This window comes from Ruegeria sp. HKCCD7296 (genome assembly GCF_013110775.1).
Taxonomy (GTDB): domain Bacteria; phylum Pseudomonadota; class Alphaproteobacteria; order Rhodobacterales; family Rhodobacteraceae; genus Ruegeria.
The window spans coordinates 266745-292515 of record NZ_WVRF01000001.1; the positions used below are offsets into that span (position 1 = coordinate 266745).

A 25771-nucleotide genomic window follows, 5' to 3' on the forward strand; every position below is an offset into this window, starting at 1 on the left:
ACAGATTGGGCGCAACAGGCGTAACGCCGACTATTCAGTAGGGTGCCTCGACATCGTTCATCGAGACATAGACGGTTTTCATCTCGCTGAAGTGGTTGATTGCCAGTTTCGAGTTTTCGCGCCCCACGCCTGACATCTTCGATCCGCCAAACGGGGCTTCGACCGGGGCAAGGTTATAGGTGTTGATATAACAGGTGCCTGCTTCGAACCCGGCCACCACGCGGTGGGCGCGTGTCAGATCGCTGGTGAAGACACCGGCGGCCAGACCAAATTCAGTATCGTTGGCGCGGGCCATGACCTCGGCTTCGGTGTCAAAGTCCAGAACCGACATGACCGGGCCAAAGATTTCTTCGCGCGCGATGGTCATGTCGTCGGTCACGTCGGCAAAGACTGTGGGTTGCATGTAGAACCCGTCGCCATCAAGCCGCGCTCCACCATAGACCAAACGCGCACCCTCGGCCTTGCCTTTTTCGATATAGCCCAGCGCGATTTTCATCTGATTTTCGCTGACCATCGGACCAAAGCTGACATCCTCGTCCATCGGGTCGCCGATTTTGGCGTTGGCCAGACGTTCGGACAGGCGTTTAAGGAAAGCTTCTTTGATACCCTTTTGCACAAACACGCGGGTGCCGTTGGAACAGACCTGACCCGAGGAATAGAAGTTGCCCAGGATCGCACCCGAAACCGCGTTTTCGATATCCGCGTCGTCAAACACGATCATCGGAGATTTGCCACCCAATTCCATGGTGACATGTTTCATGCCTTCGGCTGCTGCGGCATAGACCCTGCGGCCCGTGGGAACAGAGCCGGTCAGCGAGACTTTGGCCACACGCGGGTCGGTTACCAGCGCAGCACCTACATCCCCGTACCCCTGAATCACGTTGTAAACGCCTTTTGGCGCACCGGCCTCGATGAGGATTTCTGCCACTTTCAACGCCGAGAGGGGTGTGGTCTCCGAAGGCTTGAACACCATCGTGTTGCCGCAGGCCAGCGCCGGGGCGCCTTTCCAGCAGGCGATCTGAGTTGGGTAGTTCCATGCTCCGATCCCGACACAAACGCCCAAAGCCTCGCGGATCGTATAGACAAAATCACCCCCGCCCAGAGGAATGTGTTCGCCGGTCAGACTGCCAGCCAATCCACCAAAGTATTCCAGCGCGTCCGCGCCCGAAGTGGCGTCTGCAACAGTGGTTTCCTGAATGGGCTTCCCGGTGTCATGGGTTTCAAGGACGGAAAGATCATAGTTGCGTTCGCGCATGATGTCAGCTGCACGACGCAACACCCGACCCCGCTCGGTTCCCGACATAGCCGCCCAGGCCGCTTGCGCGCTTTTGGCGCTGTTCAGAGCCTGCTGAACAATTGCAGGTGTAGCTGAATGCAACCGCGCGATCACCTCTCCACTGGCGGGGTAGATCACGTCGATGGCGGCACCATCTGTATCTTCGACATACGCGCCATCAATGAAATGGCTGGCTTTGGGCTGAAACTTCATACCAAGTCCTCTTCTTTTTCCCCCGTCTGAACGGGACAATTGGTTCGTTGAATTCGGCCCTAAAGATTATTGATTGATCAGTCAATAAACTCATTCCAGCGGCGGGAACGTGCCGACTTTACCCCCAAACCTTGAAATTTTTGGCTAATGTTCTATTTATGTTCTACATAGTCAGAGGATAAACCGATGGCCCAGCACGCACGTCAACCTGCCCTGAACGAGCCCAGCAACGACTACCATTTGCTTCCGGTGACGGACCGGCAGATGCGCTATGCCCGCGCAATTGCCGAAAAGTCAGCATTGGAGATACCGGTCGAGGCACAACGTGACCGAAAGCTGCTTTCGGATTGGATTTCAACGCACAAACCGCGCAGCACGTCGCAATTCGACAATTACCCAACAGGCAAGCAAGTTGCCTTCGCCGAGCGGATTTCACGCAGCAAGCGCCGCCCGATCCCTTCTGAGTGTTTTCGCGACAAGAAGATGATGTCGCGCTGGATCGATCACAGTAAATAGACCCTACTTAGGGCCTTCATGACTGTGATTGCGCGCATAAAGCGCGACTGCCGCTGCAACAAACATGCCCAGCAAGATGTATCCTGTCACAGCTTCGGACACGGCAAGCCCGCGACACAGGCCGGTTGGGGACATGTCGCCATATCCAACCGTCGTAAAAGTCACATACGAAAAATACAGAATATCACCCGGACCTTTTGCACCGACGACACAATGATCGTTGTATCCAAACGCGCCATATACCGCAGCAAACAGGAACGGGACCACCTGTATGAAAGACACCCCCATCAGGAACAAAAGCCTTCGCGGTGATTTCACTTGGGTCATGTAGTACCAGGACTGCGACACCAGCCAGATCAACAGACCAACCGAAGCGATTGTGCCGATCGTGTCACCTGCGGTCGTTTCGCTCAGTCGAGAAAGGCCATACCAGGCGAGAAAGCTTGCCAGAACCAAACCCAACGCCGCCAGAAAGGTCGACTTCCACTCTTCCAGTGTTGTGGGTTTGCGGCGCATGAGTGCCCCTTCAAGCTGATTTCCAGGTGATCATCTGACCTAAAGCAATGGCCTGCAACCCGAATTCAATCCTGCCGTAAATGCGTCTCACCCCGTTCACGCGCCAGCAGGATCTGCTTTTGCCGCTCGCGAAAGCGCATTTTATCAGCCTCGGACGTCTCATCGATGCATTGGTGGCAGGACACGCCATGTTCGTATTCCGCGCGTTTCATGTCCTCGGGCAAGATCGGTCGGCGGCAACCGTGGCAAAGCATGTGCGGCCCTTCAACAAGGCCGTGACCGACGGATACGCGATTGTCGAACACAAAACACTCACCCTGCCAGGTGCTGTCTTCAACAGGCGTCTCTTCCAGATACCGCAGGATTCCCCCTTTAAGGTGATAGACATCCTCAACCCCTTGCCCCAACAAGTAGTTGGTGGACTTTTCGCAGCGGATACCGCCGGTACAGAACATGGCGACGCGTTTGTTGTGAAAGCGGTCCTTGTTTTCTGCCCACCACGCTGGAAAATCGCGAAAACTGGCTGTTTCAGGGTCTATTGCGCCTTCAAACGTGCCAATCGCCACTTCGTAATCGTTGCGCGTATCAATCACCACAACATCGTCCGAGCGGATAAGGTCGTTCCACTCTTGAGGCTCAACATAGTTGCCAACGCGGGCGCGCGGGTCGACATCCGGCTGCCCCATGGTCACGATCTCTTTCTTCAGTCGCACCTTCATCTTGCCAAATGGCGGATGATCCGAGGTCGCCTCTTTCCATTCGAGATCTGCGCAACCTGGCAAAGCGCGGATATGCGCCAGTACCGCATCAATACCGGCGCGTGGACCTGCGATGGTGCCGTTGATCCCTTCTTGCGCCAGCAGCAAAGTGCCGGTGACAGATTGCTCTCGGCACAGATTCAGCAGCGGATCACGCAGCGCAGCGGGATCCGGGAAACGGGTAAAGTGGTACAAAGCGGCGATTGTGTACATAGGCGCGATTTACCTTTGCAAACCCAAAGTCGCAAGGGAGTGCATTGACGCCTCGTACTGTGATCCCTACCGATAGGATAATCAAGGGAGGCCGCAATGACCCATGCACTGCTCGTCATCGATGTTCAGAACGATTTCTGCCCCGGCGGAGCGCTGGCAGTGGCCGGAGGGGACGAAATCGTCGCCCCGATCAATGCAATGATGGACGATTTCGACGCCGTGATCCTGACGCAAGATTGGCATCCGGCGGGGCATTCTTCTTTCGCCAGCTCACATGATACTAAAAACCCGTTCGATCTGATCGACATGCCCTATGGTCCTCAGGTGCTTTGGCCCGATCACTGCGTTCAAGGATCGCAAGGGGCCGCATTTCACCCTGATCTCCGTGTCGATGGCGATCTGATCCTGCGGAAAGGGTTTCGGCGCGCTATAGACAGTTATTCGGCATTTTTTGAAAACGACCACAAGACACCCACGGGCTTAAAAGGGTATTTGGAAACCCGGGGTGTCAACCGCTTGACCCTGGTTGGTTTGGCAACCGATTTCTGCGTCCACTATTCGGCCGTGGATGCCGCACAATTAGGGTTCGATGTCACTGTTCAAATGGATGCGTGCCGTGCAATTGATATGGATGGCTCACTTGCGGCAGCGGAACGCGCCATGCGCGACGCAGGAGTTACCTTGGGCTAAGGCGCCCCCCCGGCTGCGGCCAGCAGCTTGATAAGCACAAACAAAACAACCGCCAAACCCAAAGCCAAGCCGATGCGACTGGGCACAGTCCGGCGCTTCGGGCTGGACTCTGCGAGTTTCTGTGGCGGCGGTGTGCGTGGCTGACGCGCGCGAACAATCCCAGCCATGGGTTGCGCCGTGCGCACGTAGTTCAGGAAATCCATCAGGTCGAACTCGCCGCAATATTCCCCACGGAGCCCACCGGTCTTAATGTTGGCAAAAAGCGACCTGAGAACCCGCACCCGATCCGTTTGATCTTCTGCCGGGAAAACACCAGGCACGATGCCGCTGTTGCGCGACTCGAGGCTGAAACCAGCATCCAGAAACATCTTGCGGATTTTCGGAGACGTACCCCGCAAAGCGTCCGCAGTTCTGATGTCGCGGAAAACCGCATGCACTTGACGTACCCCACCCTTCTGAGCCCCCGGCATTTCGGGGTCAAAATCATCCGGTGCTACGTTAACAATATCAAAATCGTACTCGAGACTCATTCACAAACTCAGTTCCGTATTTCCATCCCCTCTTCTCACTAACCGGTTAAAACAATGCACAATATGCCGGCATTGTGACGTCAAACTGGCATTGTCACCAAATCAGCGACTCTTGCCATTCCCGTTGTCGATTGATCTAACTACGGAAATCGCAGGAGTTCCCCATGGTCGACATCGCGACCCGAGTATACAATCACAAATGGCAGATTGACCCAATTGTACGATCTTTGATCGATACAGATTTCTACAAACTGCTGATGTGCCAGTCAGTGTTTCGCAACAAGCCCCAAACAAACGTCGTGTTTTCGCTGATTAACCGGTCGAATCACGTACCTTTGGCGAAATTGATCGACGAAGGAGAGTTGCGGGAACAGCTGGATCACATCCGATCACTCAGCCTGAGCCGGGGCGAAAGCACCTGGCTACGGGGCAATATGTTCTATGGCAAACGTCAAATGTTTCGTTCCGATTTCATGGAATGGTTCGAGAACATGCGCCTTCCTCCCTATCATCTGGAGCGCAAAGGCGATCAGTATGAACTAACCTTCGAAGGCAAATGGCACGAGGTCATGCTGTGGGAAATCCCTGCGCTGGCGGTGTTGATGGAGCTGCGATCGCGCGCCGTTCTCAACGATATGCGGCGGTTCGCATTGCAGGTGCTCTATGCCCGCGCGATGACGCGCGTGTGGGAAAAGATCGAACGGCTGAGTTCGGTCGAAGGTTTAACCATCGCAGATTTTGGAACGCGACGGCGCCATTCCTTTCTATGGCAGGATTGGTGCGTGCAAGCGATGATCGAAGGCTTGGGCGCGTCTTTTACCGGCACATCGAACTGTCTGATCGCCATGCGGCGCGAGGTTGAGGCCATCGGTACCAACGCACATGAATTGCCGATGGTGTATTCAGCGTTGGCAGACACCGACGCCGAACTGGCCCAAGCGCCGTACGACGTCCTTAGCGACTGGCACGACGAACATGACGGCAACCTGCGCATCATTCTGCCCGACACTTACGGCACCAAAGGCTTTTTGGACAATGCACCCGATTGGCTGGCCGGGTGGACCGGTATTCGTATTGACAGCGGGGATCCAGCGGCAGGGGCAGAAGTCGCCATCGCGTGGTGGAAGTCACGCGGTGAAGATCCGACGCAAAAGCGTATTATTTTCTCGGATGGTCTGGACGTCGAAAAAATTCAGGAGTTGCACGCACAATTCGCTGGCCGCGCCAATATTTCCTTTGGCTGGGGCACTTTGCTGACCAACGATTTTCGCGGACTTGTTCCCAATGACGCGCTGGCACCGTTCTCATTGGTCTGCAAAGCGGTATCCGCCAACGGGCGCCCGACGGTAAAACTGTCAGACAACCCGGAAAAGGCGATGGGACCGAAAGATCAGATCGAGCGCTACAAACGCGTTTTCGGAGTGGGTGCGCAACAAGCGATCGAAGTCGTGGTCTAGCCATGATAGGCTGCGACCGTCTTCAGCTGTGAAAACCCATAAAGGGCCTCGAACCCCTTCTCACGACCGTGGCCGGATTTCCCAACACCGCCAAAGGGCAACTCAACTCCGCCCCCAGCGCCGTAGTTGTTGATAAAAACCTGCCCTGAATGCAGCGCCTTCGCCAACCGCATCTGGCGTGCCCCGTCGCGCGTCCAGATGCTGGCGACAAGGCCGTATTCCGTATTGTTTGCGATTGTCAGAGCCTGTTCTTCGGTGTCAAACGGGATCAGAACCTGAACCGGGCCAAAAATCTCATCCCGGGCCAGCACGTGATCGGGCGATACATCTGCAAACAAGGTGGGCCGGACATAAGCACCTGTTTCAGGTGCCTCACGGACGATACGACCCTGCGCGGCAATGGTCAGATCCGCGCCTTTATCCAGAAAACCGCTAACGATCTGTTTCTGCCGGTCCGAGATCAACGGCCCGACACGCATATCCTGAATTGCGGGCCCGACGGTCAGTTGTTCATACGCCTCAGACATGCGGGACTTGACCTGATCATACACCCCACGTTGCACCAGAATGCGCGACGAGGCCGAACAGGTTTGCCCTGCATTCTGTATACCCGCGTTCACCAAAAACGGCAGCGCCGCATCCAGATCCGCATCGTCAAAGACCAGTTGCGGGGATTTCCCGCCCAATTCCAGCGTTACAGGCACCACATTGCGGCCAGCTGCCTGTTGCACCAGGGCTCCAGTGGCCACCGAACCGGTGAACGAAATATGGTTCACCCCCGGATGTGCTGACAGCGCCGCGCCTGCCTCGGATCCAAGACCGGGCACGACGTTTAACGCGCCGGCTGGCAAACCGGCCTGTTGCGCCAGATGAGCAAAAGCCAGTGCCGTTAAACAAGCTTCCTCTGCAGGTTTCAGAACGCAAGCATTGCCCATAGCTAGCGCCGCCCCAACCGAACGCCCAATGATCTGCATCGGGTAGTTCCACGGCACGATATGGCCCGTCACCCCATGCGGTTCTCGCAGTGTATAAACGGTGTAGCCATCAAGATAGGGGATGGTCTCTCCCATCACCTTGTCCGCAGCACCCCCATAGAACTCGCAATATCTGGCCAGCGCGACAGCGTCAGCCCGCGCCTGCGTCAGCGGTTTACCCACATCCATAGCTTCAAGCTGCGCCAGATCGTCGACCCGCTCCAGCACCAGCTGACCCAGCCTCGTTAGAATGCGCCCCCGCTCCAGCGCTGTTTTACGCCCCCAATCCCACTGCAAGGCGGTTTGAGCCGCTTGAACTGCGGCGTCGATATCTGGTTCGGAACCACGTGCGATCCGGCAGATTTCGGTCCCGTCCGAGGGGTTGATGAGCGGCAGGGTGCCACCCGAGGCTGCAGGTTTCCATCGTCCCTCGATCAGACAAAGCGTGGGGTCGAACCATATCTTCTGGATCAATTTCGCCTCCATTTCAGGCTCTAATCAGCAGTTATTAGGCCGATATCATCTCAATCTCTGGCAATCGGGGTGCGGCTGCAATCAGAGTTTGTGTGTAGGGGTGTTGTGGTGCCTCAAAGACCTTATCGGTCTCGCCCTGTTCAACGATCTGACCGGACCGCATTACCAACACTCGGTCGGTGACGGTGCGCACAACGCTCAGGTCATGACTGATGAACAGATAAGTCAGGTCATACGCTTCGCAAAGCTCGGCCAACAGATCAAGGATTTGCGCTCGGACCGACACGTCCAACGCCGAGACAGCTTCGTCAAACAGGATCAATTCAGGTCGGATGATCAGCGCCCGCGCGATGGCAATCCGCTGACGCTGCCCGCCCGAGAATTCGTGAATGTACTTACCAGAGTCATCCGGGCTGAGGCCGACCGCTGTCAGCATCTCAGCGATCCGATCCTGACGGTCCGATCCGGTCGGCGGAGTATCTAGCAGATGGAAGGGTTCGGTGATCAGACGCGCCACGCGGTGGCGCGGGTTGAAACTGCCAAAGGGGTCTTGGAAAACCACCTGCATCTTCCGGCGCACCGCAAGGTTGGGTTTGTGACCTGTGAACACAGGTTGTCCGTCCAGTCGAACCTGGCCCGATTGCACCTCTTCCAACCCCAAAATTGCCCGCGTTAGGGTCGATTTTCCGCAGCCAGACTCGCCCACAAGCCCCAAACGTTCTCCTCGGTTGAGGGTAAAGCTTACACCATCCACAGCCTGATGATGACGCGGCCTGTCAAACAAGCCCTTCCGAGGCAGGCGATACTCACGCACGACCTGGCTCACCTCCAGTAACGGCTGCGGCTGCGGCGGTTCCGGCAGCGTGACCTGATGGCTGGAGGCCTCAAATAGCATACGGGTGTAGGGATGCTGCATGTTGTGTAGCAAGTAACTTGTCGCGCCGCTTTCGACCACTTCCCCGTGACGCATGACGGTAATTTGGTCAGCCATGTCTGCAACCAAAGCCAAATCATGGGTGATTATCAACAGACCCATGTCATATTCGCGCACCAGCCCCTTGAGCAAATCGAGGATCTGCGCCTGCGTGGTGACATCCAGCGCCGTTGTCGGCTCGTCCGCGATCAACAGCTTGGGGCGCAGGGCGATGGCCATGGCGATCACTACACGCTGTCGTTGCCCACCAGACAGCTCATGTGGATAGCGGGACAAAGGGAATCGATCGGCAGGCAAACCGACGCGGGTCAGAACCTCATGAGCGCGCGCCCGAGCCTGGGAAGGCGGCATCGCCTTATGGATCAGGATCGTTTCCATCACCTGATCGCCAATGGTTTTAACGGGGTTGAGCGCTGTCATCGGCTCTTGAAACACCATCCCGATGGATGCGCCGCGCAAAGCGCACATCTGGGCCTCGGACCGGGTCAGCAGATCTTCGGCCTCCAGTTGGACCGTGCCGTCTACCTCTGCACCGTTCGGAAGCAATTGCATCACTGCCAAGGCCGTCATGGATTTACCCGAACCGCTCTCACCCGTGACGGCGACGATCTGACCGTAATCGATGGACAGGTCGACCTGTTTCAGGATCGATGTCCCATGGATCGACAGTGACAGGTCTTCGATGCGCAACAAACTCATGCCCGCGCCACCCTGATCCGTGGATCCAGCCAATCCCGCAACCCGTCGCCCAACAGGTTCAGGCCCAAGACGGTGACGATGATCGCCACGCCTGGAATCAGAGCCAAATGCGGGGCAAAACTGACCATTGTCTGCGCATCCGCCAGCATTCTGCCCCAACTTGGCGTGGGCGGCTGCGCCCCCAGTCCGACGTAGGAAAGACCGGCCTCAGCCAAAATACCTAGGCTGAATTGGATGGTGCCCTGCACGATCAACAAGTTGGCGACATTGGGCAGGATATGCTCGACCGATATCCGCGCCGCCCCTTTTCCCGAAACGCGAGCGGCAAGGATGAACTCTCGCTCCCACAGCGATAGGGCCGCACCTCGGGTGATACGGGCAAAAACGGGAATGTTGAAAATGCCGATGGCAATGATGGCGTTGATCGCTCCGGCACCAAACACGGCGGTGATGAGGATCGCGATGACCAGTGAGGGGAAGGCAAAAACCAGATCGTTACCACGCATGATGACCTCATCCAACCATGATCCTTTGCGGGCTGCGGCTGTCAGGCCAAGGGGGACGCCCAGCGCCATACCGATCCCCACAGCCACCAAAGCCACCGCAATGGACGTGCGCGCACCGACCATGATCATCGAAAACATGTCGCGCCCGAAGTGATCCGTACCGAACCAGTGCTCCACATTTGGGGGCTGTAGCTTCTCTGGAATGCTCAGTGCTGAATAATCATAGGGGGTCCAGACAAACGAAATCAGCGCGGCTAAAACCACCAGTGAAGACAAAAAAGTGCCCAGAAACAGGTTGCGGCTCATGTCCTGCTCCTCAGCCTCGGATCGACGGCGGCATAAGCCAGATCGACCAGAAAATTCACTGTGATCACGGCAAAGACCAGCAACATGACCACCGATTCAACCACGATGAGATCACGGGCCGAGATGGCCTGAAACACCAAACGACCAAGGCCAGGCAGGTAGAATACCTGTTCGATGATGATCGACCCGGCCAGCAGAAAGGAGAACTGCAGGCCGATGATGGTCAGCACCGGGATCAGCGCATTTCGCACGCCGTGCCGCCAAAGCGCCTGACGGCGGGACAATCCCTTGGCCCGGGCAGTGCGCATAAAGTCCTCACCCAAAATATCCAGCAAGGCTGACCGCATAACGCGAGCGAGGATAGCCGCCTGTGGCAAGGCCAGTGCGATTGCGGGCAGGGTCAGCGAATGCAATCCGGCCCATAGCCCGCTGCCCCAACCGACAAACCCGCCCGCGTTGAACCAGCGCAGGTTGATGGCGAAGATCAGCACAAGCATCATCGCAAACCAGAAATTGGGCACGGCAATGCCCAACTGAGTGGCGCCCATTACCGCCAGATCCCCCGGCTTGCCCCGGCGGGCGGCGGCGTAGATTCCGGCGGGAAACGCGATCAAAGTTGACAGTGTCAGCGCGTAAAGTGCCAGCGGCAGCGATACCCATAGCCGGTCTGCGATCATCTGGGACACCGGCGTGCGGTACGTGTAGGACGTGCCAAAATCCCCCACCAGCATTCCGCCGACCCAGTTGAGATACCGGTGCACTTTTGACCCGTCCAGGCCCAGTTCAGCCCGCAACGCGGCAAGTGTATCCTCTTGCGCGTTCACGCCCAGCATGAACGAGGCCGGATCGCCCGGCGCGACCTCGATCACCGCAAAGATGACGACCGAGGCGACAGCCAGGCTGATCAACAGCGAAATCAGGCGTTTAAGGGCATAGCGGAGCATTGGCACCACGTTAGGGTCACATCAGGCACGGGTCCAGCATCTAAGGCACCAGAAGGTAGGCGAAAACCGCGTAGGCCACGATTGCGGCATAGCCCAAAGGATAGATCCACTTGATCGCGTAATTGTCCAGCGTCCGCGCCGCGCCTTCTTTCCCGGACACTTTGAGTTTCCGCAACGCCACATTGAACACAATCAAGGCCCCGGTCATCAGGAACATGCATTGCAGAACAAAATCCAGAAAGGTTAGATATCCAAGCTTTGGCAAATCTGCCGAGATCGCCCAGTTGAATGCAACAAAGACCAGCAGATTGCCGCCCGCAATCTCGATCCTGCGGCGGTATTCATCAAGGAAGAACAGCGCCCAGCCGACCGAAATCAGAACCAGCATCGGCAAGAATACCCGAATGACGTAGTAGGTCAGGTGCCGGTTGCCTTCGAAGACAAGCGCGACCTGATCGCTTTCTCTGCCGGACAAACCTGTGACCTTGGTTGCTTTCAGACGTGCATTGTCCAAAATCCACTCTTCTTCGCCCAACAGATCGCCAAGTCCCGAATAGTCCTCGAGCGGGCGGTATTTCACGTAGTCAGAGGGAAAGATTGATACGACTTCGAAGTGAAACTCCTGCGTATCGAACGGGTATTTACGGAAATCAAAATGCGGTGCCTGTAATGTCAGCGAGGATTTCTCGACATAAACCACATGCCCGTCATACCGCAGGGATGCCGCAGATTCGTGTATCCACTTGTTGGACTGCTGGTTGTGGATGACGAAGGCGGGCAAAACGGTACCGATGTCGGCGGCATGATCCGCCAGATCCGGCGGGCTGAATACTCGGATCTCGCGCCCGATCTCGGCTTGATCAAAAACCATCGCGGGATCCGTCCATTCGACCCGTAAAACCACGACAGCGCCATAGTTTTCCGCCTTTTGGTCGACGCTGGTGATCTGGTCGATGCGGATGCCTATGCCCACCTCAAGCGGGTTCTCCGGTGTGCCAGTCAAGGCATCCAACCGCCCACCCAACGCGTTTTGCGCCGCAGCGATGTTCGGCGCATTCGACACAAGGCCAATGGCTAGCAACAGAAGGTAAAAACTACGAAACACGAACATAACAAGAGACACCCGAAAAGAGCGTAACACCGGGGCCGCGCTAGACAGCCCCGGCATAGGTATCATTCAGACCAACTGATCTGTGTCAGGTCGATCGCCGCAGTGGGTGCGTTTGCCCACAATCCTTGCACACCGGCCTTTGCGACGCCCAGCTTGGCCAATTGGAACAGATAGCCGTTTACATAATCGGTGGAGATCAGACGCTGGGCCTCACCCAGCAGTCGTGTGCGTTCATCGGGATCAGTGGTGGCGTTCAAAGTATCCATCAGCGCCTGAAAATCAGTGCTTTCATACTGAAAGTAATAATCTGGCCGCGCATAAATTCCGATATCCATGGGTTCGGTGTGGCTGACAATCGTCAGGCCAAAATCCTTGCCCCGGAACACCGATTCCAGCCATTGCGCCCATTCGACATTGATGATCTCGGCCGTAATGCCGACCTCGGCCAGTTGCGCGGCAACGATCTCACCGCCCCGGCGTGCATAAGACGGCGGCGGCAGGTGAAGCGTAGTTTCGAACCCATTCTCAAAACCGGCCTCGGCAAGCAGCGCCTTTGCCTGTTCCGGGTCATAGGCAGACTCACCAGTCAAATCGACATAGGCCGGATGATGCGGTGCAAAATGGGTTCCAATCGGCGTGCCATAGCCGAACATCGCACCATCGATAATCGCCTGCCGGTCGATGGCATGAGCCATGGCCTGCCGGACAAGAATGTCGTCAAACGGCGGCTGTTTGTTGTTGGTGGACAGGATCGTCTCACCCTCGGTTGTACCAACCAGAACCTGAAAGCGCGGATCGGCGTCGAATTGCGGCAGGTTTTCCGGCGCAGGGAAGTTGTCAAATACGTCCACATCCTCGGCCATCATGGCCGCAAAAGCGGCGGTTGGATCCGAGATAAACTTGAATGTAGCAGTCTCTAACGCGGGCTGATCGCCCCAATAGTCGGGGTTGCGGTTCAGCGTGATGCTGTCGCCCTGAACCCAGTTGCCAAAGGTGTAGGCCCCGGTGCCAACTGGGTTGGTCTTGATGTTTTCGATGCTGTCGGGCGCGACAATGACCGCATCCCCCCAAGCCAAGTTGAACAGGAAATTGCCGTTCGGTTCCGAAAGAGTGACTTTAACGGTCAGCGGATCGACAACTTCAACGCTTTCAATCCCCGCAAACAGCGCCTTCTGGGCGTTCGCGCTGTCTTCGGCGGTGGCGCGATCAAGGGTGAACTTGACGTCCTCGGCGTCCATAGTTGTGCCGTCATGGAAGGTCACACCATCGCGCAGTCTGAAGGTATAAACCATACCATCGTCAGAAATCTCCCAGCTTTCAGCTAGGCCGGGCACGACCGAGCCATCGCCCATGAACCGGGTCAGTCCTTCGAAAATGTTTGTATAGACCACCGAGTCAATGGCCTGCGCCGCCGCGCTGGTGGGGTCCAGATGCGGGGGTTCAAGCTGCATCGCGATGGTGATGTCCGATTTGGCAAAAGCCTGCGTGGCAAGCAGACCAACGCCCACCGCCAGGGTCGACGCAAACGTCCTGAACATGAATTTTGTCATGTGAACTCTCCCTACTGAAACTGGTTGTGCCCTTGATTTCAGGGCCGTTTTATCAACAGTTTTCCTGTAAACCTGAGGTCAATCAAGGGAATGTTCGCGCAACCGGGGTTTCTTTGGACCTATCCGGTCTGCTATGCCGCACTGCAACATAATACCTGCAGGAGCGACACATGAGCGCCACCGCCCGCAAGAAAGCCCCGAATGCCGAGGATATTCGCGCCCGAAAAGGTGGCGCGCCTCTGGTCTCGCTGACCGCCTATACCACGCCCATGGCACGTCTGATGGATGCGCATTGCGACTTTGTTCTGGTGGGTGACAGCGTTGGCATGGTGCTGCACGGCCTGGACTCTACCCTTGGCGTCACGATGGAGATGATGATCCTGCATGGGCAGGCCGTCGCGCGCGGTCTGGACAAGGCCATGATGGTCATAGACATGCCCTTTGGCAGCTATGAGCATTCTCCAGCCGATGCCTTCCGCAATGCCGCGCGCCTTATGGCAGAAACAGGTGCTGGGGCCGTGAAGCTGGAAGGTGGTGTTGAAATGGCAGAAACCATCCGATTTCTGGTCAAGCGTGGTATTCCGGTGATGGCCCATATCGGTCTGACCCCGCAATCGATCAACACGCTGGGTGGCTACAAGGTACAGGGCCGTGACGGACAGGCAGAAGCAGTCATGGCCGATGCCCATGCCGTGGCCTCGGCTGGTGCGTTTTCAGTCGTTCTAGAGAAAGTTCCACAAAAGTTGGCCGACCAAATCACCGAAGAGGTTGCGATTCCGACCATCGGCATCGGTGCCTCGGCTGGATGTGACGGGCAAATTCTGGTCGTGGACGACATGGTTGGCTTTTTCACCGCCTTCAAACCCAAGTTCGTCAAACGCTATGCCGAGCTCGGCCCACTGGCCGAAGCTGCCATAGCAGAATACGCCGCCGACGTGCGTGCAAGGACCTTCCCGGCAGACGAACATGTCTTTTCCGACCAGGCTCCGACCAAAGGACCTAAGGCATGACAGCACCGATTTTGCGGTCTCTGGCCGAACTGCGCACCAAAACCACCGAATGGCACCGCGATGACGAAATGATCGGCGTGGTTCCCACCATGGGTGCGCTGCACGAGGGGCATTTATCGCTGGCACAGGCCGCGAAAGAAGGCTGCGACCGGGTCATCGTGACGATCTTTGTGAACCCCAAGCAGTTCAACAAACCCGAGGATCTGGCAAATTACCCCCGCACTGAACATGAAGACGCCAAAAAACTGGCTCCCTACGAGGTGGACGCGATCTATGTGCCGGACCCGCAGGAAGTCTATCCTGAAGGCTTTTCCACCACGGTTTCTGTCTCTGGCCTGACCGACATGATGGAAGGCCCCTTCCGACCGGGGCACTTTGAGGGCGTGGCCACGGTTGTTGCCAAGCTGTTTCTGCAAACCCAAGCGGATCGAGCCTATTTCGGGGAAAAAGACTACCAGCAGCTTTTAGTTGTCCGCCGCATGGCGCGCGATTTGGACATCCCCGTTGAGGTTTTTGGCTGCCCGACCGTGCGCGAACCCTCAGGGTTGGCAATGTCTTCCCGTAACCTTCTGCTCTCATCTGACGGGTTGAAGATCGCGGAACATATGCACAAGGTCATGCGACAAGTCGCCCAAAACCTGGCGGAGGGCGGTGATTTCGCAACCTTGGCGCAAGATGCCAAAGCGCGCTTGCTGGCCGCCGGATTTTCCGAGGTTGAATACATTGATCTCCGCTGCGCCGAGACGCTGGAAAGCCTGCCCAATGCCAACAGGCCAGCCCGCCTGTTCGTCACTGCATGGGCGGATGGCGTCCGTCTGATTGACAATATCCCGGTCGATTCAGCCTGATTTCTGCTCTGGCCCCTACGCCGTTGTTTGCGCTAAAGTCCCGCGAAACGAGACCGGGGGAGAGCGGACATGACCTATATTCTGGCAATCGATCAGGGCACGACATCCTCGCGCGCCATTCTTTTTGACGCACAAATGCAGCCGGTAGGCACCGCACAACAAGAGTTTCCCCAACACTTCCCACAGGAAGGTTGGGTTGAACATGACCCCGAGGATATCTGGTCCAGCGTTTTGCATGTGTGCCGCGAGGTGATGGAGACCACCGGCATTTCCGCCAAACAGATCGCCGGGATCGGGATCACCAACCAGCGTGAGACGACCGTCGTCTGGGACAAACACACCGGCAAAGCGATCCACAACGCCATCGTCTGGCAGGACCGCCGCACCGCCGACATCTGCGCCCGCTACAAACAAGCCGGATGCGAGGATGACGTCACGGCCCAAACCGGCTTGTTGCTGGACCCCTATTTCTCGGGGACGAAGGTCAAATGGTTGCTGGATAACGTCTCTGGCGCCCGCGACAAGGCCGAAGCCGGGGATTTGCTGTTCGGCACGGTCGACAGTTTCCTGATCTGGCGCCTGACCCAGGGCCGTGTTCATGCCACCGACGCCACCAACGCCGCGCGCACCCTGTTGTTTGACATTCATAAAGGCACATGGAGTACCGAGATCTGCGATCTGCTGGATGTGCCGCTGAACCTTTTGCCCGAAGTGCGGGATTGCGCCTCGGACTTTGGCTCCACTGCGGAGTTCGGTGGCGAAATACCCATTCTGGGCGTTGCGGGTGACCAGCAAGCCGCCACCATCGGGCAGGCATGTTTCCAACCCGGCATGATGAAATCGACCTATGGCACGGGCTGCTTTGCGCTTCTGAACACGGGTGCACAGCCAGTTGAATCGAAAAATCGCCTGCTGACGACAATTGCCTATCAGTTGGACGGTCAGCGCACCTATGCGCTGGAAGGGTCGATCTTTATCGCGGGGGCGGCGGTGCAGTGGTTGCGTGACGCGCTACAGATCATCGAGTCGGCCCCTCAAAGCGGGGATCTGGCAACGCGGGCGGACCCGAACCAACACGTAATTCTGGTGCCTGCCTTCACTGGGCTGGGTGCACCCTATTGGAAACCCGATTGCCGTGGTGCGATGTTTGGTCTGACCCGCAACTCGGGTCGGGCCGAGATCGCCCGCGCCACGCTGGAAAGCATTGCCTTTCAAACACGAGATTTGTGGCATGCAATGCAAGGCGACTGGGGTGCCGAAACCAACGTGACTCTGCGTGTCGATGGCGGGATGAGCGCTTCTGACTGGACCATGCAAGGTCTGTCCAACTGCCTGGGCGCACCAGTGGACCGTCCGGTGATGCAGGAAACAACTGCGCTGGGTGCTGCATGGCTGGCCGGGATGAAAGCCGGAATTTTTCCGGATCAGGCCGGTTTTGCCGAAACATGGGCGCTGGACCGTCGCTTTGAACCGACGCAAGCGCAAGACGAACGCGACGCAACTTACGGCCGCTGGCAACGTGCCGTACAGGCCGCAATGGCGTTCTAGCTGTGGTCTTTCAACAAGCGCTGTTTCTGACGTGACCAATCCCGCTTGGCCTGAGTTTCCCGCTTGTCGTGAATCTTCTTGCCCTTGGCGATCCCGATCTTCAGCTTGGCCCGGCCCTTGTGGTTGAAGTACAGAACCAGCGGCACCAGCGTCATTCCTTTGCGCTGGGTCGCATTCCACAGGTTCGACAATTCCTTGCGTGACACCAGCAGCTTGCGGCGTCGGCGTTCTTCGTGCTTAAACACTTTGGCCTGTTCGTAGGGCGCGATGTAGCTGTTGATCAGCCACAGTTCTCCATCATCGACCGAAGCGTAGCTTTCGGCGATGTTCGACCCGCCTGCGCGCAGGGATTTGACCTCGGACCCTTCCAGGACGATACCGCACTCGATATCCTCTTCGATCGCGTAATCGAAGCGAGCGCGCCGGTTTTCGGCGATTATCTTATAATTCGGGTCTGTCTTCTGTTTGGCCATGACGCGTTGATTTAGGCGGCTTGCGCCGACCTTGCAAGGCAGGGTTTTCCCAACTGCGTCACGATTTGGCAGAAATGATCAGATCAGGGCCAAAAATCGTGTCAGCATATTTGTGCAGATAGATCTTGAGCCATGGCGTGAAACGATCCGGATGGCGGGCCACTTCGGCCAGAAGATCGTGATAATCGATCCAGCGAATGTCCATGACTTCGTCCGGGTTAGGCTCGATTTTCAGTGGGCCGCGAACATGGGCCAGAAAGACGTCGACAACTTCGTTCTCGACCATGTTGTTGCCCACATCTGCATGGTACTCCAGACGGTGCCGGTATTCTGGATAAAGACCCGTTATCCCAAGTTCTTCGCGCAGACGTCGCACGGCACAGGTTGACGAGCTTTCATCCCAATCCGGATGCGTGCAGCAGGTGTTCGCCCAAAGGCCGGGCGTGTGGTATTTGCCCATTGCGCGACGTTGCAGCAGAATTTCCGTTCCGCGAACAACAAACACGGACACAGCCTTGTGCTTGAGCCCTTTTTCGTGCGCTTCGAGCTTGTCCACAGGGGTCAATTGGCCATCGACCCAGGCCGGGATCATAATTCCCATCTGTCCTCTCCCGTTGCCAATCCGTCTGCCCGGCGCTGGTTTGAATTTAGCTGCCATCTGAACAGGCTGGCTGTACGACGCGATTTGACATCTCCCGTCAGTACCAAAGTGGCTTCTATTCACTTGGGTATCAATCGCACCAAAGGCCGCAGGGGCTGCGGCCTTTAGTCCATGTGCTTTAGCACCGTGCGTTAAGGCTTATTCGCCTGAAACGCTGACGATATAGGCATAGACGTCTTCAGCACCTTTTTTCAGCTTGAAGGTCATTTTCGACTTGGCAGCAGTGTCATCCAGATAAGATTTCAGGAATGCTTTGGGATCTTGCGAGTATTCGACAAAGGTCGTCTCGTCCCAAACCAGGCCTTTTTCCCCTGCGGCAACGATGCTGTCACCGTATTTGAAGCCTTCATATGTCCCAGCCGTGCGGCCCGCGATTCCATACAGGTTGGGCCCAGTCTTACCGCCTTTGACAATCACTTCACCTTCCGGGTCAGCGATCAGGTGGCAGGACTTGCATTTGTTGAAGGCTTTCTTGCCGGCTTCGGCATCGCCTTCAGCATAGGCGGGCAGTGCCAGAAGGCCGACAATTGCGGTAGCGAGGATGCGATTCATAGCTTGTGCTCCGATACAAAATGGCTGCACCGAATGGACCTTCGGCGCAAAAAAGAGTCAACGCGCAGATTGCCGCGCGGGCTTACTGTGCCACTGCGACAAAAGGGATGTCCTTAACTTATGTCATGTACCTCGGACCAGCACGGCAAAAGGTCGCCCGCTGCCGGAGTCGCCAGGTACACCGCCCGCGCAATAGCCCGCGCCAGACAAACCGAACCTGCATGACCGATGCGCCCCAGTTCAGCTTCGGTTGATAAGGGTCGAACACCGGTGCTGGCGGCAAAAACCAGATCGCCGTCGCCCGGTGTGTGGGCGGGCACAATCGCACGCGCAATGCCGTCATGGGCGGCAAAGGCCATCCTCTGACATTGGGGCTTGGTCAAGGCTGCATCGGTTGCGACGATGGCAATGGTCGTATTTGTCTTAGCCGGGTCTGCAGATTTCATCGCCTGCGCCTTGAGGCTTGCTTGCGGAGTACCAAGAGCGGCATTGGTATCAGGCCCTAAACCGCCAAATTCGTTGCCGATTTCAAAAGGTGCCGCCCAGAAATGTTGATCACCCGGTGTGGTCACACTGCCCAACGGATTGGCTGCAACCAGCGCGCCAACAGTGATGCCACTGTCCAGAATTAACGAAGCAGAGCCCAGCCCGCCCTTTTGCATCGCAGCCAAAGCTCCGGTTCCCGCACCTACTGAACCGAGATCGAAGCGGTCCGAAGCCACCTCGAACGCTGTGCGACCCAGGGCACGATAGGGGTTGTCCTCCCAGTTTTTGTCACCACCGTTGAGCAGGTCAAACAAGATCGCCCCGGGAACAATGGGAACATTAACGTCACCTACTGGAAACCCTCGTCCCATTTTGCGTAGTCCGTCCGAGACGCCGGAGCAGGCGTCCAGGCCAAAGGCAGAGCCGCCAGACAGCACAATCGCATCCACATGTGTCACAGCTTTGTCTGATGCAAGAAGATCGGTTTCGCGCGTTCCGGGCGCGCCGCCCATCACGTGGACCGAAGCCACAAACGGAGCCTGCGCCGTCAAGACTGTCGCGCCGGATTTCAGCGTGTCGTCCTGCGCGTTGCCGACCATCAGGCCGGGGATATCGGTGATCAGGTTTTTGGGTCCGGGGGTCATGCTTGGCCTTAAGGTTGAGGCCGCAAAGCGCGCAAGCGCGCTGCCTCCGGCGGAGGTATTTTTGGCCAGATGAAGAGCGGATCAGATACAGCGGCCACCGTCAACCTCAAGCGCTGTGCCGGTGATCATGCTGGCCTCGTCCGAGCAGAGGAAACAGGCGGCATTGGCCATGTCTTCTGGTGTGGAAAAGCGGCCCAGTGGAATGGTCGACAGGAACTTGGCGCGCATCTCGGGCGTGTCTTCGCCCATGAAGGATTTCAACAGCGGTGTTTCTCCGGCCACAGGACAGATCGCGTTTACACGCACACCGGTCGGGGCGAGTTCCACGGCCATGGTCTTGGTTGCCGTGATCATCCAGCCTTTTGAGGCGTTGTACCAGTTCAGGTTGGGACGCGGGGATAACCCAGCCGTTGAGGCCACGTTCAGAATCGCACCTGCCCCGCGCGCTTTCATCGCCGGGACAAACGCGCGGGCGGTGAGATAGACCGATTTCATGTTTACATTGAACACTCGGTCGAAATCGTCTTCGGCGACATCTTCGAGCGGGGTCGGCAAATGCGTGACACCTGCATTGTTCACCAGAATGTCCAGATTCTCGAACTGACGCTGTGCGGTATCTGCCAGGGCTTGAATCGACGCGCCGTCTGCAACGTCAACCTGGTGTCCGATTGCCCGTTCTCCGAGTGTGTTTGCAAGATCCAGCGCCGCTTCGCCATTGATATCCGCAATCATGACGCGCGCGCCTTCTTCGAGGAATTTTTGCACGATCCCAGCGCCGAACCCGGATGCACCACCGGTTACGATCGCGGTTTTTCCCTCCAGCCTCATGGCGTTATCCTCCTGCCTGTCAAGGGCAGAGTAACAACGCATCGAAAAGATGCCAGATCATTCTTCCGAGACCTTGCCCCGCAGCGCTTTAACGTCGCCGCGCGCCTTCTTGGCCGCCAACCTGCGCTTGACCGACCCATAGGTCGGCTTGGTTGCGATGCGCCGTTTGGGTTTAACCAGCGCGCGGGTGATCAGTTCGGCCAGCCGTGCGCGGGCAATTTCACGGTTACGCGCCTGAGAACGGGTTTCTTCACATTGGATAATGATTGCGCCCTCTTTGGTCCAGCGCCGCCCGGCCAACCGTTTCAGCCTGCTCTTGACCGGATCCGGCAAAGAGGGAGAGCGCGCGGCTTCGAACCGCAGTTCAACTGCGGTCGAGACTTTGTTGACGTTCTGCCCACCGGGACCGGAAGAGCGTACGAAGCTTTCGGTCATTTCCCAGTCTTGCAGGATGATATCGTCGGTGATGCGCAACATGGGCCGGACCTTACAGGGCACGGATGGAAACAGAAAGGGCCGCCCCTTTGGGACGGCCCTTCGAAAGTTCAGGAGGTCGGGTCGGTTAGATCAATCGACCAGCCGGAGCGAGCGCTCCGCCAAGGGCTGCCCTAGCAGGCTTTCCCCCCGGTTGTTCCGACACCTCTCTCCAATCTCTTTCTTGACACTGGATCACCTCCTTTTCTATCTGTTGCGGTTAACTTTGAGCCTGACACAAGATGCGCCATTCTCAAAGCACTTTTTTACGCAGCCTGTACGGCGGTCAGCCGGGCAACAATGACTTTGAACGGGATCAAAGCAATCAGCGCCAGCGACAGCTTCACCAACCAGTCCGCAAAAGCCAACGTCACCCATAACGGGGCCATTGGGCCGGACAACATGAACGGCACAGGCTCCCACGCCCAGTTGATTGCGGCGTCGGCGTTGGCTCCGAAGAAGGTGACCGAGGCCGAGAATGCGATAGTGAAGAAGATGGCGGTATCGAGCGCCGAGCCCACCAGTGTTGATACCAAAGGCGCGCGCCACCAGCGGCCACCGCGCATGGCGTTGAACACTGTGACGTCGGTCAGTTGCGCGATCAGGAAGGCTGTGCCCGAGGCGACTGCGATCCGCAGTGGAACGGCGGCGTATTCAAACCCGTCGCCTTGCAGCATGATCTGGCTGCCGATCAGCGAACAAATGATGCCGGTGACAAACCCGGCGAACACGACTTTGCGGGCTGGTCCGACGCCATAGACGCGGTTCATGATGTCCGTGACCAGAAAAGCCAGCGGATAGGTGAAAGCACCCCAGGTCAACAGACCGTCAAGGATCAGAAACTGGACCAGGATGTTTGAGGCCACAACAATGGTGGCCATGGCAATGATGCCGGGAATGTAAGCGCGTTGCATGTTTTGATGCCCGTTTTGACAAGGTAGCGGCGACTTGGCCAAGGGACCGTCCCAAGGCAAGCCGTGCGTTTAGACCTTTGGGGGGGCCGAGTCAATCGGGCAGCAGATATTCCACCAATTCGGTCCGCTGCAGGGCCAGAAAGTTGTCATCCGAGATCATCGTAGCCCGCAAACGGCCTTGACCGTCGCGCCAGACTGACACCCCTTCGAGATTGTCATGTATGCCTGCTGCGGTTTCGAACAGGGTTTCTTCGGCGCTGAGAACGTCATCCGTCACCTCCCATCGACGCAGCCGAGAGCGGAACCCGATGAATCCAAGCTTACGCTCCAGCAGGTAGAACTTCCCGTCCGGGCCGAAATCAGCGCCGACTGGTTTGAAACCCTCGCGTTGTGGCAATACAAATGGGATCGACCATGCATCGCCATTCCAACGGTAAACCGGGATGTCCCCGTCAGCGGTACGGTCTTTTTCCGGGATCGTGTAAAGCCAGCCGCGTGCATCAATGGCAAGACCTTCGAACGACCCGTTGTCGGCGAGGTCGTCAAACTCGGGCAACCGAGGCAAAACTCGCGACCTTGCCCCCCGTGCTGCATAATACGCGACCCGGTGCACCCCTTCGAACGAGATGTAAACTCCACCACTTGGCGCCAATGCGAGCCCTTCGGAGTCGCCGACACCACCCTTCATGATGTGCCCTTGGCTGGATAAGATCCGCCACTGATCCAAAACACGAATGTTGGTGATCCGATCACTGTCCCGTTCTATTTGCGCGGTCGCCATCCTGGCCCGGTCGCTCAGCACCAGAATTTGCTGACCATCATCCGAAACCTGCAATGCCGAGAACCCCCCGAACCAGGTTGCCGGATCACGCCACTCGAAGCTGTGCAGATAAGTGGCTGACTTGATCTCGACCGCGGCGACTGCCGTAGCCACAAACAGAAAGGCGGTTAGTTGGATTGCAAAACAGCTGCGCATTGTTGTGGTAAATCGGCCAGAACATACTCCCGGCGTTTCTTGGGGGCTGGGGCGTTTGGATCAGGTGGCGGCGGATTGAGGATGTTGTTTACCCATTCTTGCGCCTGTGCGCAGCCATCGCCCTTGGGAGGCGGGTCCTGATTGACGCAGCCTTTCGATCCACGGGGGCATTTCAGACGGACGTGAAAATGATAATGATGCCCCCACCATGGTCTGATCTTGCGCAGGTAGGCACGGTTGCCTTTTTCGTCGTTGCACATCTGCACCTTGGCACCGGGAAACACGAAGATGCGCGCAACGCGCTTGTCTTTTGCGGCTTCTCGCAAAACTGCATGGTGCTGTTTCGTCCAGTTCCCGTTTACAAAGGCACCGTTCGCGCGTCGCAACGAAATGGACGAGATATTCTCGCGCGCTTTGCGGCTGAGGCGCAAGTTGTTCCCCGGCAGCATCCAGATATCGATATCCAGACCCAACTGATGAGACCGATGGCCCGACGTCATCGGACCACCCCGTGGCTGGCTGATATCCCCGATATAGAGACCATTCCAACCCGGCTGTCGCGCCGCAAACTTGCTGAGGTCCTTCACGTAATCAATCGCCTCTGGGTGCCCCCAATTGCGGTTCCGAGACAGGCGCATGGCCTGCCACGTTGGTCCGGTTTCCGGCAATTGCACCGACCCGGCAGCGCATCCGCGCGAATAACTGCCGAAGGCTGCTGCTTTTTGTTGTGAACTGACCTTTTGTGCCCCAAACAACTGCTTTGCCAGAGGCTCTGCCGCCGCTGTGCTCGCAATAGTAAGCGCGGCCAAAATTATCAAAAAACGCTGTATAATCATCTGCTCTGATCCCCTTCCGGTCTGACCCAGCGCATCAGGAATAGCCCTAGAATAAACAACAGAATGATCGGTGACACCCCCAGACGCGCACTGCCGGTTGCGGTTGTTGCAATCCCGATCATCAACGGTGCAGCAAAAGCAGTCGCGCGCCCTGACAGGCCATAGAGACCAAAGCTTTCGACCGGCGTCTCCGGATCCGTGTGGCGTACCATCATCGAGCGACTGGCCGATTGCAGAATACCGCCCATACCACCGATCAACACACCGCAGCCGAAGAAAACGATATCCGGCAAGCTTGACCCTTCTTCGAGCTGGATGCCGTAGATTTGCGTCCGATCCATCATGACCACAGTGGCGCATACGAATATCAGAACCCAGATCGCAACGATGATCACGGGTTTGGGGCCGTATTTCTTGTCCAGCTTGCCGCCGACCCAGGAAAATGCCGCCGCTGCCAAAACGCTGACAATCCCGAAGACGCCGATCTTGATCAAATCCCACTCAAGCACGAGCCGCGCATAAACACCGCCAAAACTGTAAAGCCCGTTCAGCGCATCGCGGTAGAACATCGACGAGCCAAGATAGCTGGCCAGACTGACGCGATGACGCAGGTTAGACACTGATTTCGCCAGTAGCCGCAGCGCTTCACCCACACTGCCCGTTTTGTCACTTGGTGCGTCATCGCGCACCCACAGGAAGTAGGGCACCATAAACAGAATGAACCAAGCAGCCGTAAACGGGCCGACAAAACGTGTGCCTTCTCGGGTCGCCGTATCAAGACCCAAGGCTGGCTCCATCCCGATCAGTGTCTTCCCGTTCGCCTGTTCAACAAACAGAGCCAACATGATCGCCAACGAGATCAGGCCGCCAAAATAGCCAAACGCAAAGCCCGAGCCCGAAATCTCGCCCACTTCACTGTCATCGCCCAGATCAGGTAGCTGGGAATTGATAAAGATCAGCGCATATTCCGCGCCCACGAAACCCAGCCCAAAGGCCGACAGCATCAGCCACATGTTCGAGCCATCGGGCATCGTGTACCACAACGCACCGGATCCAACCGCGTACATAACCGAAAACGCAAAGATCCACGGAATGCGCCGTCCTGACACATCCGCCATCGCCCCCAGCAAAGGCGCGCCAAAGGCAATGATCAACCCTGTGATCGTCAAACAGTTCGCCCAGACCGTCTGTGCCTGCGCGGCTGCGGCTTCGGCATTCAGCCCACTTTTCGCGTAATACCCGGCTGCCACCCCGGCAAAATATGGGCCAAAGACAAAGGTGACCAACAGCGTGTGATACGGCTGGCTGGCCCAGTCAAAGAACCACCAGCCCCAGATGCGCTTGCGTTTGGAAATCTCTGCCATTTCTGCCTCTGTTATTGTTGTGTTTATAAGACGGGGGTTTGGTTCAATTCGCAAGCGTTGAGTGTCAGGCACTTGCTCTTTGCCGCTGTGGTGCTTAGGTCTCGGCGAACAAGAAAACGGAGAACCCATGCTGTCGCTGATCCAAATCCTGCTGCTGATCCTGGACGTTGTCTGGTTCATCATTCTGGCCCATGTGATCATGAGCTGGCTGATAAACTTTCAGGTGCTCAACTTGCACCAGCAACTGGTTGCGCAAATCTGGTACGGGTTGAACCGCATATTAGAGCCTATTTACGGCCCCATCCGTCGCATCCTGCCCAATATGGGCGGGCTGGATCTAACACCTTTGGTGGTCCTGATCGGGGTCTATGCGCTGCGGATCATCCTGATCAACAATGCACCCTATTTCTACTGACCTCTTGTTCACCAAATCTTAGTATGTGATTGTCCTGTCTTAAGAGCAGACAAACCTTAAAACAGGGCAACCCCG

At 57.0% G+C, this 25771-nt stretch carries 27 protein-coding genes; 7 read left to right on the top strand and 20 right to left on the bottom strand.

Going from position 1 to position 25771, the window contains the following annotated elements:
• Window positions 1–34: 34 nt before the first annotated feature.
• Window positions 35–1489: a betaine-aldehyde dehydrogenase gene (gene betB, locus GS632_RS01375; RefSeq protein WP_171721665.1), complete on the bottom strand. Its 1455-nt coding sequence runs from the start codon at window positions 1487–1489 to the stop codon at window positions 35–37.
• 186 nt (window positions 1490–1675) lie between these two features.
• On the opposite strand from betB, the gene GS632_RS01380 reads away from it, so the two are divergent.
• The gene (locus GS632_RS01380; RefSeq protein WP_171721664.1) at window positions 1676–2005 is read left to right on the top strand and encodes a hypothetical protein; all 330 of its coding nucleotides are present in this window, start codon (window positions 1676–1678) and stop codon (window positions 2003–2005) included.
• Window positions 2006–2008: 3 nt separating this feature from the next.
• Here GS632_RS01380 and GS632_RS01385 read toward each other — a convergent pair whose 3' ends face one another.
• Complete coding sequence (locus tag GS632_RS01385) at window positions 2009–2521, bottom strand: potassium channel family protein (protein WP_171620235.1); 513 nt, start codon at window positions 2519–2521, stop codon at window positions 2009–2011.
• A 65-nt stretch (window positions 2522–2586) separates the two neighbouring features.
• Entirely contained in the window at window positions 2587–3492 is a 906-nt protein-coding gene (locus GS632_RS01390; RefSeq protein ID WP_171721663.1) for a rhodanese-related sulfurtransferase, read from the bottom strand.
• A 96-nt stretch (window positions 3493–3588) separates the two neighbouring features.
• Between GS632_RS01390 and pncA the strand changes: the two genes are divergently transcribed.
• Window positions 3589–4182: a bifunctional nicotinamidase/pyrazinamidase gene (gene pncA, locus GS632_RS01395; RefSeq protein WP_171178325.1), complete on the top strand. Its 594-nt coding sequence runs from the start codon at window positions 3589–3591 to the stop codon at window positions 4180–4182.
• On the opposite strand, the gene GS632_RS01400 is transcribed toward pncA, so the two are convergent.
• Complete coding sequence (locus GS632_RS01400) at window positions 4179–4712, bottom strand: hypothetical protein (protein ID WP_171721662.1); 534 nt, start codon at window positions 4710–4712, stop codon at window positions 4179–4181. The two genes, pncA and GS632_RS01400, sit on opposite strands and share 4 nt — an antisense overlap.
• Before the next feature lie 164 nt (window positions 4713–4876).
• Here GS632_RS01400 and pncB point away from each other — a divergent pair, with 164 nt between their 5' ends.
• Window positions 4877–6169 carry a nicotinate phosphoribosyltransferase gene (gene pncB, locus GS632_RS01405; RefSeq protein ID WP_171178330.1) on the top strand — a complete coding sequence of 431 codons (1293 nt, stop codon included), beginning with the start codon at window positions 4877–4879 and terminating at the stop codon, window positions 6167–6169.
• Here pncB and GS632_RS01410 read toward each other — a convergent pair.
• The 6 genes from GS632_RS01410 to GS632_RS01435 form a co-directional block, all read right to left on the bottom strand.
• Entirely contained in the window at window positions 6166–7617 is a 1452-nt protein-coding gene (locus GS632_RS01410) for an aldehyde dehydrogenase family protein (RefSeq protein WP_253284409.1), read from the bottom strand. The two genes, pncB and GS632_RS01410, sit on opposite strands and share 4 nt — an antisense overlap.
• A gap of 34 nt (window positions 7618–7651) precedes the next feature.
• Window positions 7652–9250 (bottom strand): ABC transporter ATP-binding protein, encoded by a 1599-nt coding sequence (locus GS632_RS01415; RefSeq protein WP_171721660.1) that lies wholly within the window; start codon window positions 9248–9250, stop codon window positions 7652–7654.
• Window positions 9247–10062: an ABC transporter permease gene (locus tag GS632_RS01420; protein ID WP_171620243.1), complete on the bottom strand. Its 816-nt coding sequence runs from the start codon at window positions 10060–10062 to the stop codon at window positions 9247–9249. The genes GS632_RS01415 and GS632_RS01420 overlap by 4 nt, the downstream gene beginning before the upstream one ends.
• The gene (locus GS632_RS01425; protein WP_171721659.1) at window positions 10059–11006 is read right to left on the bottom strand and encodes an ABC transporter permease; all 948 of its coding nucleotides are present in this window, start codon (window positions 11004–11006) and stop codon (window positions 10059–10061) included. Before GS632_RS01425 ends, GS632_RS01420 begins: the two co-directional genes overlap by 4 nt.
• 40 nt (window positions 11007–11046) lie before the next feature.
• Window positions 11047–12117, bottom strand: coding sequence for a hypothetical protein (locus GS632_RS01430; RefSeq protein WP_171721658.1), 1071 nt, complete (start codon window positions 12115–12117; stop codon window positions 11047–11049).
• A gap of 62 nt (window positions 12118–12179) precedes the next feature.
• Window positions 12180–13667, bottom strand: a complete 1488-nt coding sequence (locus GS632_RS01435) for an ABC transporter substrate-binding protein (RefSeq protein WP_171721657.1) — start codon at window positions 13665–13667, stop codon at window positions 12180–12182.
• 170 nt (window positions 13668–13837) lie between these two features.
• Here GS632_RS01435 and panB point away from each other — a divergent pair, with 170 nt between their 5' ends.
• From panB to glpK, 3 genes are all read left to right on the top strand, one after another.
• The gene (gene panB / locus GS632_RS01440; RefSeq protein ID WP_171721656.1) at window positions 13838–14677 is read left to right on the top strand and encodes a 3-methyl-2-oxobutanoate hydroxymethyltransferase; all 840 of its coding nucleotides are present in this window, start codon (window positions 13838–13840) and stop codon (window positions 14675–14677) included.
• Window positions 14674–15525: a pantoate--beta-alanine ligase gene (gene panC / locus GS632_RS01445; RefSeq protein WP_171721655.1), complete on the top strand. Its 852-nt coding sequence runs from the start codon at window positions 14674–14676 to the stop codon at window positions 15523–15525. The genes panB and panC overlap by 4 nt, the downstream gene beginning before the upstream one ends.
• A 69-nt stretch (window positions 15526–15594) precedes the next feature.
• Window positions 15595–17073 (top strand): glycerol kinase GlpK, encoded by a 1479-nt coding sequence (gene glpK, locus GS632_RS01450; RefSeq protein ID WP_171721654.1) that lies wholly within the window; start codon window positions 15595–15597, stop codon window positions 17071–17073.
• On the opposite strand, the gene smpB is transcribed toward glpK, so the two are convergent.
• The 10 genes from smpB to GS632_RS01500 form a co-directional block, all read right to left on the bottom strand.
• Complete coding sequence (gene smpB / locus GS632_RS01455) at window positions 17070–17546, bottom strand: SsrA-binding protein SmpB (RefSeq protein WP_171178347.1); 477 nt, start codon at window positions 17544–17546, stop codon at window positions 17070–17072. The genes glpK and smpB overlap by 4 nt on opposite strands.
• A gap of 58 nt (window positions 17547–17604) precedes the next feature.
• A complete protein-coding gene (idi, locus tag GS632_RS01460) occupies window positions 17605–18147 on the bottom strand; it encodes an isopentenyl-diphosphate Delta-isomerase (RefSeq protein ID WP_171234754.1) in 543 nt (180 codons plus the stop codon).
• Window positions 18148–18345: 198 nt separating this feature from the next.
• Window positions 18346–18759, bottom strand: a complete 414-nt coding sequence (locus GS632_RS01465; RefSeq protein WP_171093120.1) for a cytochrome c family protein — start codon at window positions 18757–18759, stop codon at window positions 18346–18348.
• 113 nt (window positions 18760–18872) lie between these two features.
• Window positions 18873–19889 carry a P1 family peptidase gene (locus tag GS632_RS01470; RefSeq protein ID WP_171721653.1) on the bottom strand — a complete coding sequence of 339 codons (1017 nt, stop codon included), beginning with the start codon at window positions 19887–19889 and terminating at the stop codon, window positions 18873–18875.
• Window positions 19890–19970: 81 nt separating this feature from the next.
• Window positions 19971–20717: an SDR family oxidoreductase gene (locus GS632_RS01475; RefSeq protein ID WP_171721652.1), complete on the bottom strand. Its 747-nt coding sequence runs from the start codon at window positions 20715–20717 to the stop codon at window positions 19971–19973.
• A 57-nt stretch (window positions 20718–20774) separates the two neighbouring features.
• Complete coding sequence (gene arfB, locus GS632_RS01480; RefSeq protein WP_171721651.1) at window positions 20775–21194, bottom strand: alternative ribosome rescue aminoacyl-tRNA hydrolase ArfB; 420 nt, start codon at window positions 21192–21194, stop codon at window positions 20775–20777.
• A 263-nt stretch (window positions 21195–21457) separates the two neighbouring features.
• Window positions 21458–22105 carry a queuosine precursor transporter gene (locus GS632_RS01485; RefSeq protein WP_171721650.1) on the bottom strand — a complete coding sequence of 216 codons (648 nt, stop codon included), beginning with the start codon at window positions 22103–22105 and terminating at the stop codon, window positions 21458–21460.
• 91 nt (window positions 22106–22196) lie between these two features.
• Window positions 22197–23081 (bottom strand): esterase-like activity of phytase family protein, encoded by an 885-nt coding sequence (locus tag GS632_RS01490; RefSeq protein WP_171721649.1) that lies wholly within the window; start codon window positions 23079–23081, stop codon window positions 22197–22199.
• The gene (gene mepA / locus GS632_RS01495; protein WP_171620259.1) at window positions 23054–23917 is read right to left on the bottom strand and encodes a penicillin-insensitive murein endopeptidase; all 864 of its coding nucleotides are present in this window, start codon (window positions 23915–23917) and stop codon (window positions 23054–23056) included. Before mepA ends, GS632_RS01490 begins: the two co-directional genes overlap by 28 nt.
• Window positions 23914–25281, bottom strand: coding sequence for an MFS transporter (locus tag GS632_RS01500; RefSeq protein ID WP_171721648.1), 1368 nt, complete (start codon window positions 25279–25281; stop codon window positions 23914–23916). The genes mepA and GS632_RS01500 overlap by 4 nt, the downstream gene beginning before the upstream one ends.
• Window positions 25282–25408: 127 nt before the next feature.
• Here GS632_RS01500 and GS632_RS01505 point away from each other — a divergent pair, with 127 nt between their 5' ends.
• Window positions 25409–25696, top strand: coding sequence for a YggT family protein (locus tag GS632_RS01505; protein ID WP_171178365.1), 288 nt, complete (start codon window positions 25409–25411; stop codon window positions 25694–25696).
• Window positions 25697–25771: the final 75 nt, after the last annotated feature.

Excerpts from the sequence above, each read along its gene's own strand:
- betB (WP_171721665.1), bottom strand. The coding sequence starts at position 1,489 with ATGAAGTTTCAGCCCAAAGCCAGCCATTTCATTGATGGCGCGTATGTC.
- GS632_RS01380 (WP_171721664.1), top strand. The coding sequence starts at position 1,676 with ATGGCCCAGCACGCACGTCAACCTGCCCTGAACGAGCCCAGCAACGAC.
- GS632_RS01385 (WP_171620235.1), bottom strand. The coding sequence starts at position 2,521 with ATGCGCCGCAAACCCACAACACTGGAAGAGTGGAAGTCGACCTTTCTG.
- GS632_RS01390 (WP_171721663.1), bottom strand. The coding sequence starts at position 3,492 with ATGTACACAATCGCCGCTTTGTACCACTTTACCCGTTTCCCGGATCCC.
- pncA (WP_171178325.1), top strand. The coding sequence starts at position 3,589 with ATGACCCATGCACTGCTCGTCATCGATGTTCAGAACGATTTCTGCCCC.
- GS632_RS01400 (WP_171721662.1), bottom strand. The coding sequence starts at position 4,712 with ATGAGTCTCGAGTACGATTTTGATATTGTTAACGTAGCACCGGATGAT.
- pncB (WP_171178330.1), top strand. The coding sequence starts at position 4,877 with ATGGTCGACATCGCGACCCGAGTATACAATCACAAATGGCAGATTGAC.
- GS632_RS01415 (WP_171721660.1), bottom strand. The coding sequence starts at position 9,250 with ATGAGTTTGTTGCGCATCGAAGACCTGTCACTGTCGATCCATGGGACA.
- GS632_RS01420 (WP_171620243.1), bottom strand. The coding sequence starts at position 10,062 with ATGAGCCGCAACCTGTTTCTGGGCACTTTTTTGTCTTCACTGGTGGTT.
- GS632_RS01425 (WP_171721659.1), bottom strand. The coding sequence starts at position 11,006 with ATGCTCCGCTATGCCCTTAAACGCCTGATTTCGCTGTTGATCAGCCTG.
- GS632_RS01430 (WP_171721658.1), bottom strand. The coding sequence starts at position 12,117 with ATGTTCGTGTTTCGTAGTTTTTACCTTCTGTTGCTAGCCATTGGCCTT.
- GS632_RS01435 (WP_171721657.1), bottom strand. The coding sequence starts at position 13,667 with ATGACAAAATTCATGTTCAGGACGTTTGCGTCGACCCTGGCGGTGGGC.
- panB (WP_171721656.1), top strand. The coding sequence starts at position 13,838 with ATGAGCGCCACCGCCCGCAAGAAAGCCCCGAATGCCGAGGATATTCGC.
- panC (WP_171721655.1), top strand. The coding sequence starts at position 14,674 with ATGACAGCACCGATTTTGCGGTCTCTGGCCGAACTGCGCACCAAAACC.
- glpK (WP_171721654.1), top strand. The coding sequence starts at position 15,595 with ATGACCTATATTCTGGCAATCGATCAGGGCACGACATCCTCGCGCGCC.
- smpB (WP_171178347.1), bottom strand. The coding sequence starts at position 17,546 with ATGGCCAAACAGAAGACAGACCCGAATTATAAGATAATCGCCGAAAAC.
- idi (WP_171234754.1), bottom strand. The coding sequence starts at position 18,147 with ATGGGAATTATGATCCCGGCCTGGGTCGATGGCCAATTGACCCCTGTG.
- GS632_RS01465 (WP_171093120.1), bottom strand. The coding sequence starts at position 18,759 with ATGAATCGCATCCTCGCTACCGCAATTGTCGGCCTTCTGGCACTGCCC.
- GS632_RS01470 (WP_171721653.1), bottom strand. The coding sequence starts at position 19,889 with ATGACCCCCGGACCCAAAAACCTGATCACCGATATCCCCGGCCTGATG.
- GS632_RS01475 (WP_171721652.1), bottom strand. The coding sequence starts at position 20,717 with ATGAGGCTGGAGGGAAAAACCGCGATCGTAACCGGTGGTGCATCCGGG.
- arfB (WP_171721651.1), bottom strand. The coding sequence starts at position 21,194 with ATGTTGCGCATCACCGACGATATCATCCTGCAAGACTGGGAAATGACC.
- GS632_RS01485 (WP_171721650.1), bottom strand. The coding sequence starts at position 22,105 with ATGCAACGCGCTTACATTCCCGGCATCATTGCCATGGCCACCATTGTT.
- GS632_RS01490 (WP_171721649.1), bottom strand. The coding sequence starts at position 23,081 with ATGCGCAGCTGTTTTGCAATCCAACTAACCGCCTTTCTGTTTGTGGCT.
- mepA (WP_171620259.1), bottom strand. The coding sequence starts at position 23,917 with ATGATTATACAGCGTTTTTTGATAATTTTGGCCGCGCTTACTATTGCG.
- GS632_RS01500 (WP_171721648.1), bottom strand. The coding sequence starts at position 25,281 with ATGGCAGAGATTTCCAAACGCAAGCGCATCTGGGGCTGGTGGTTCTTT.
- GS632_RS01505 (WP_171178365.1), top strand. The coding sequence starts at position 25,409 with ATGCTGTCGCTGATCCAAATCCTGCTGCTGATCCTGGACGTTGTCTGG.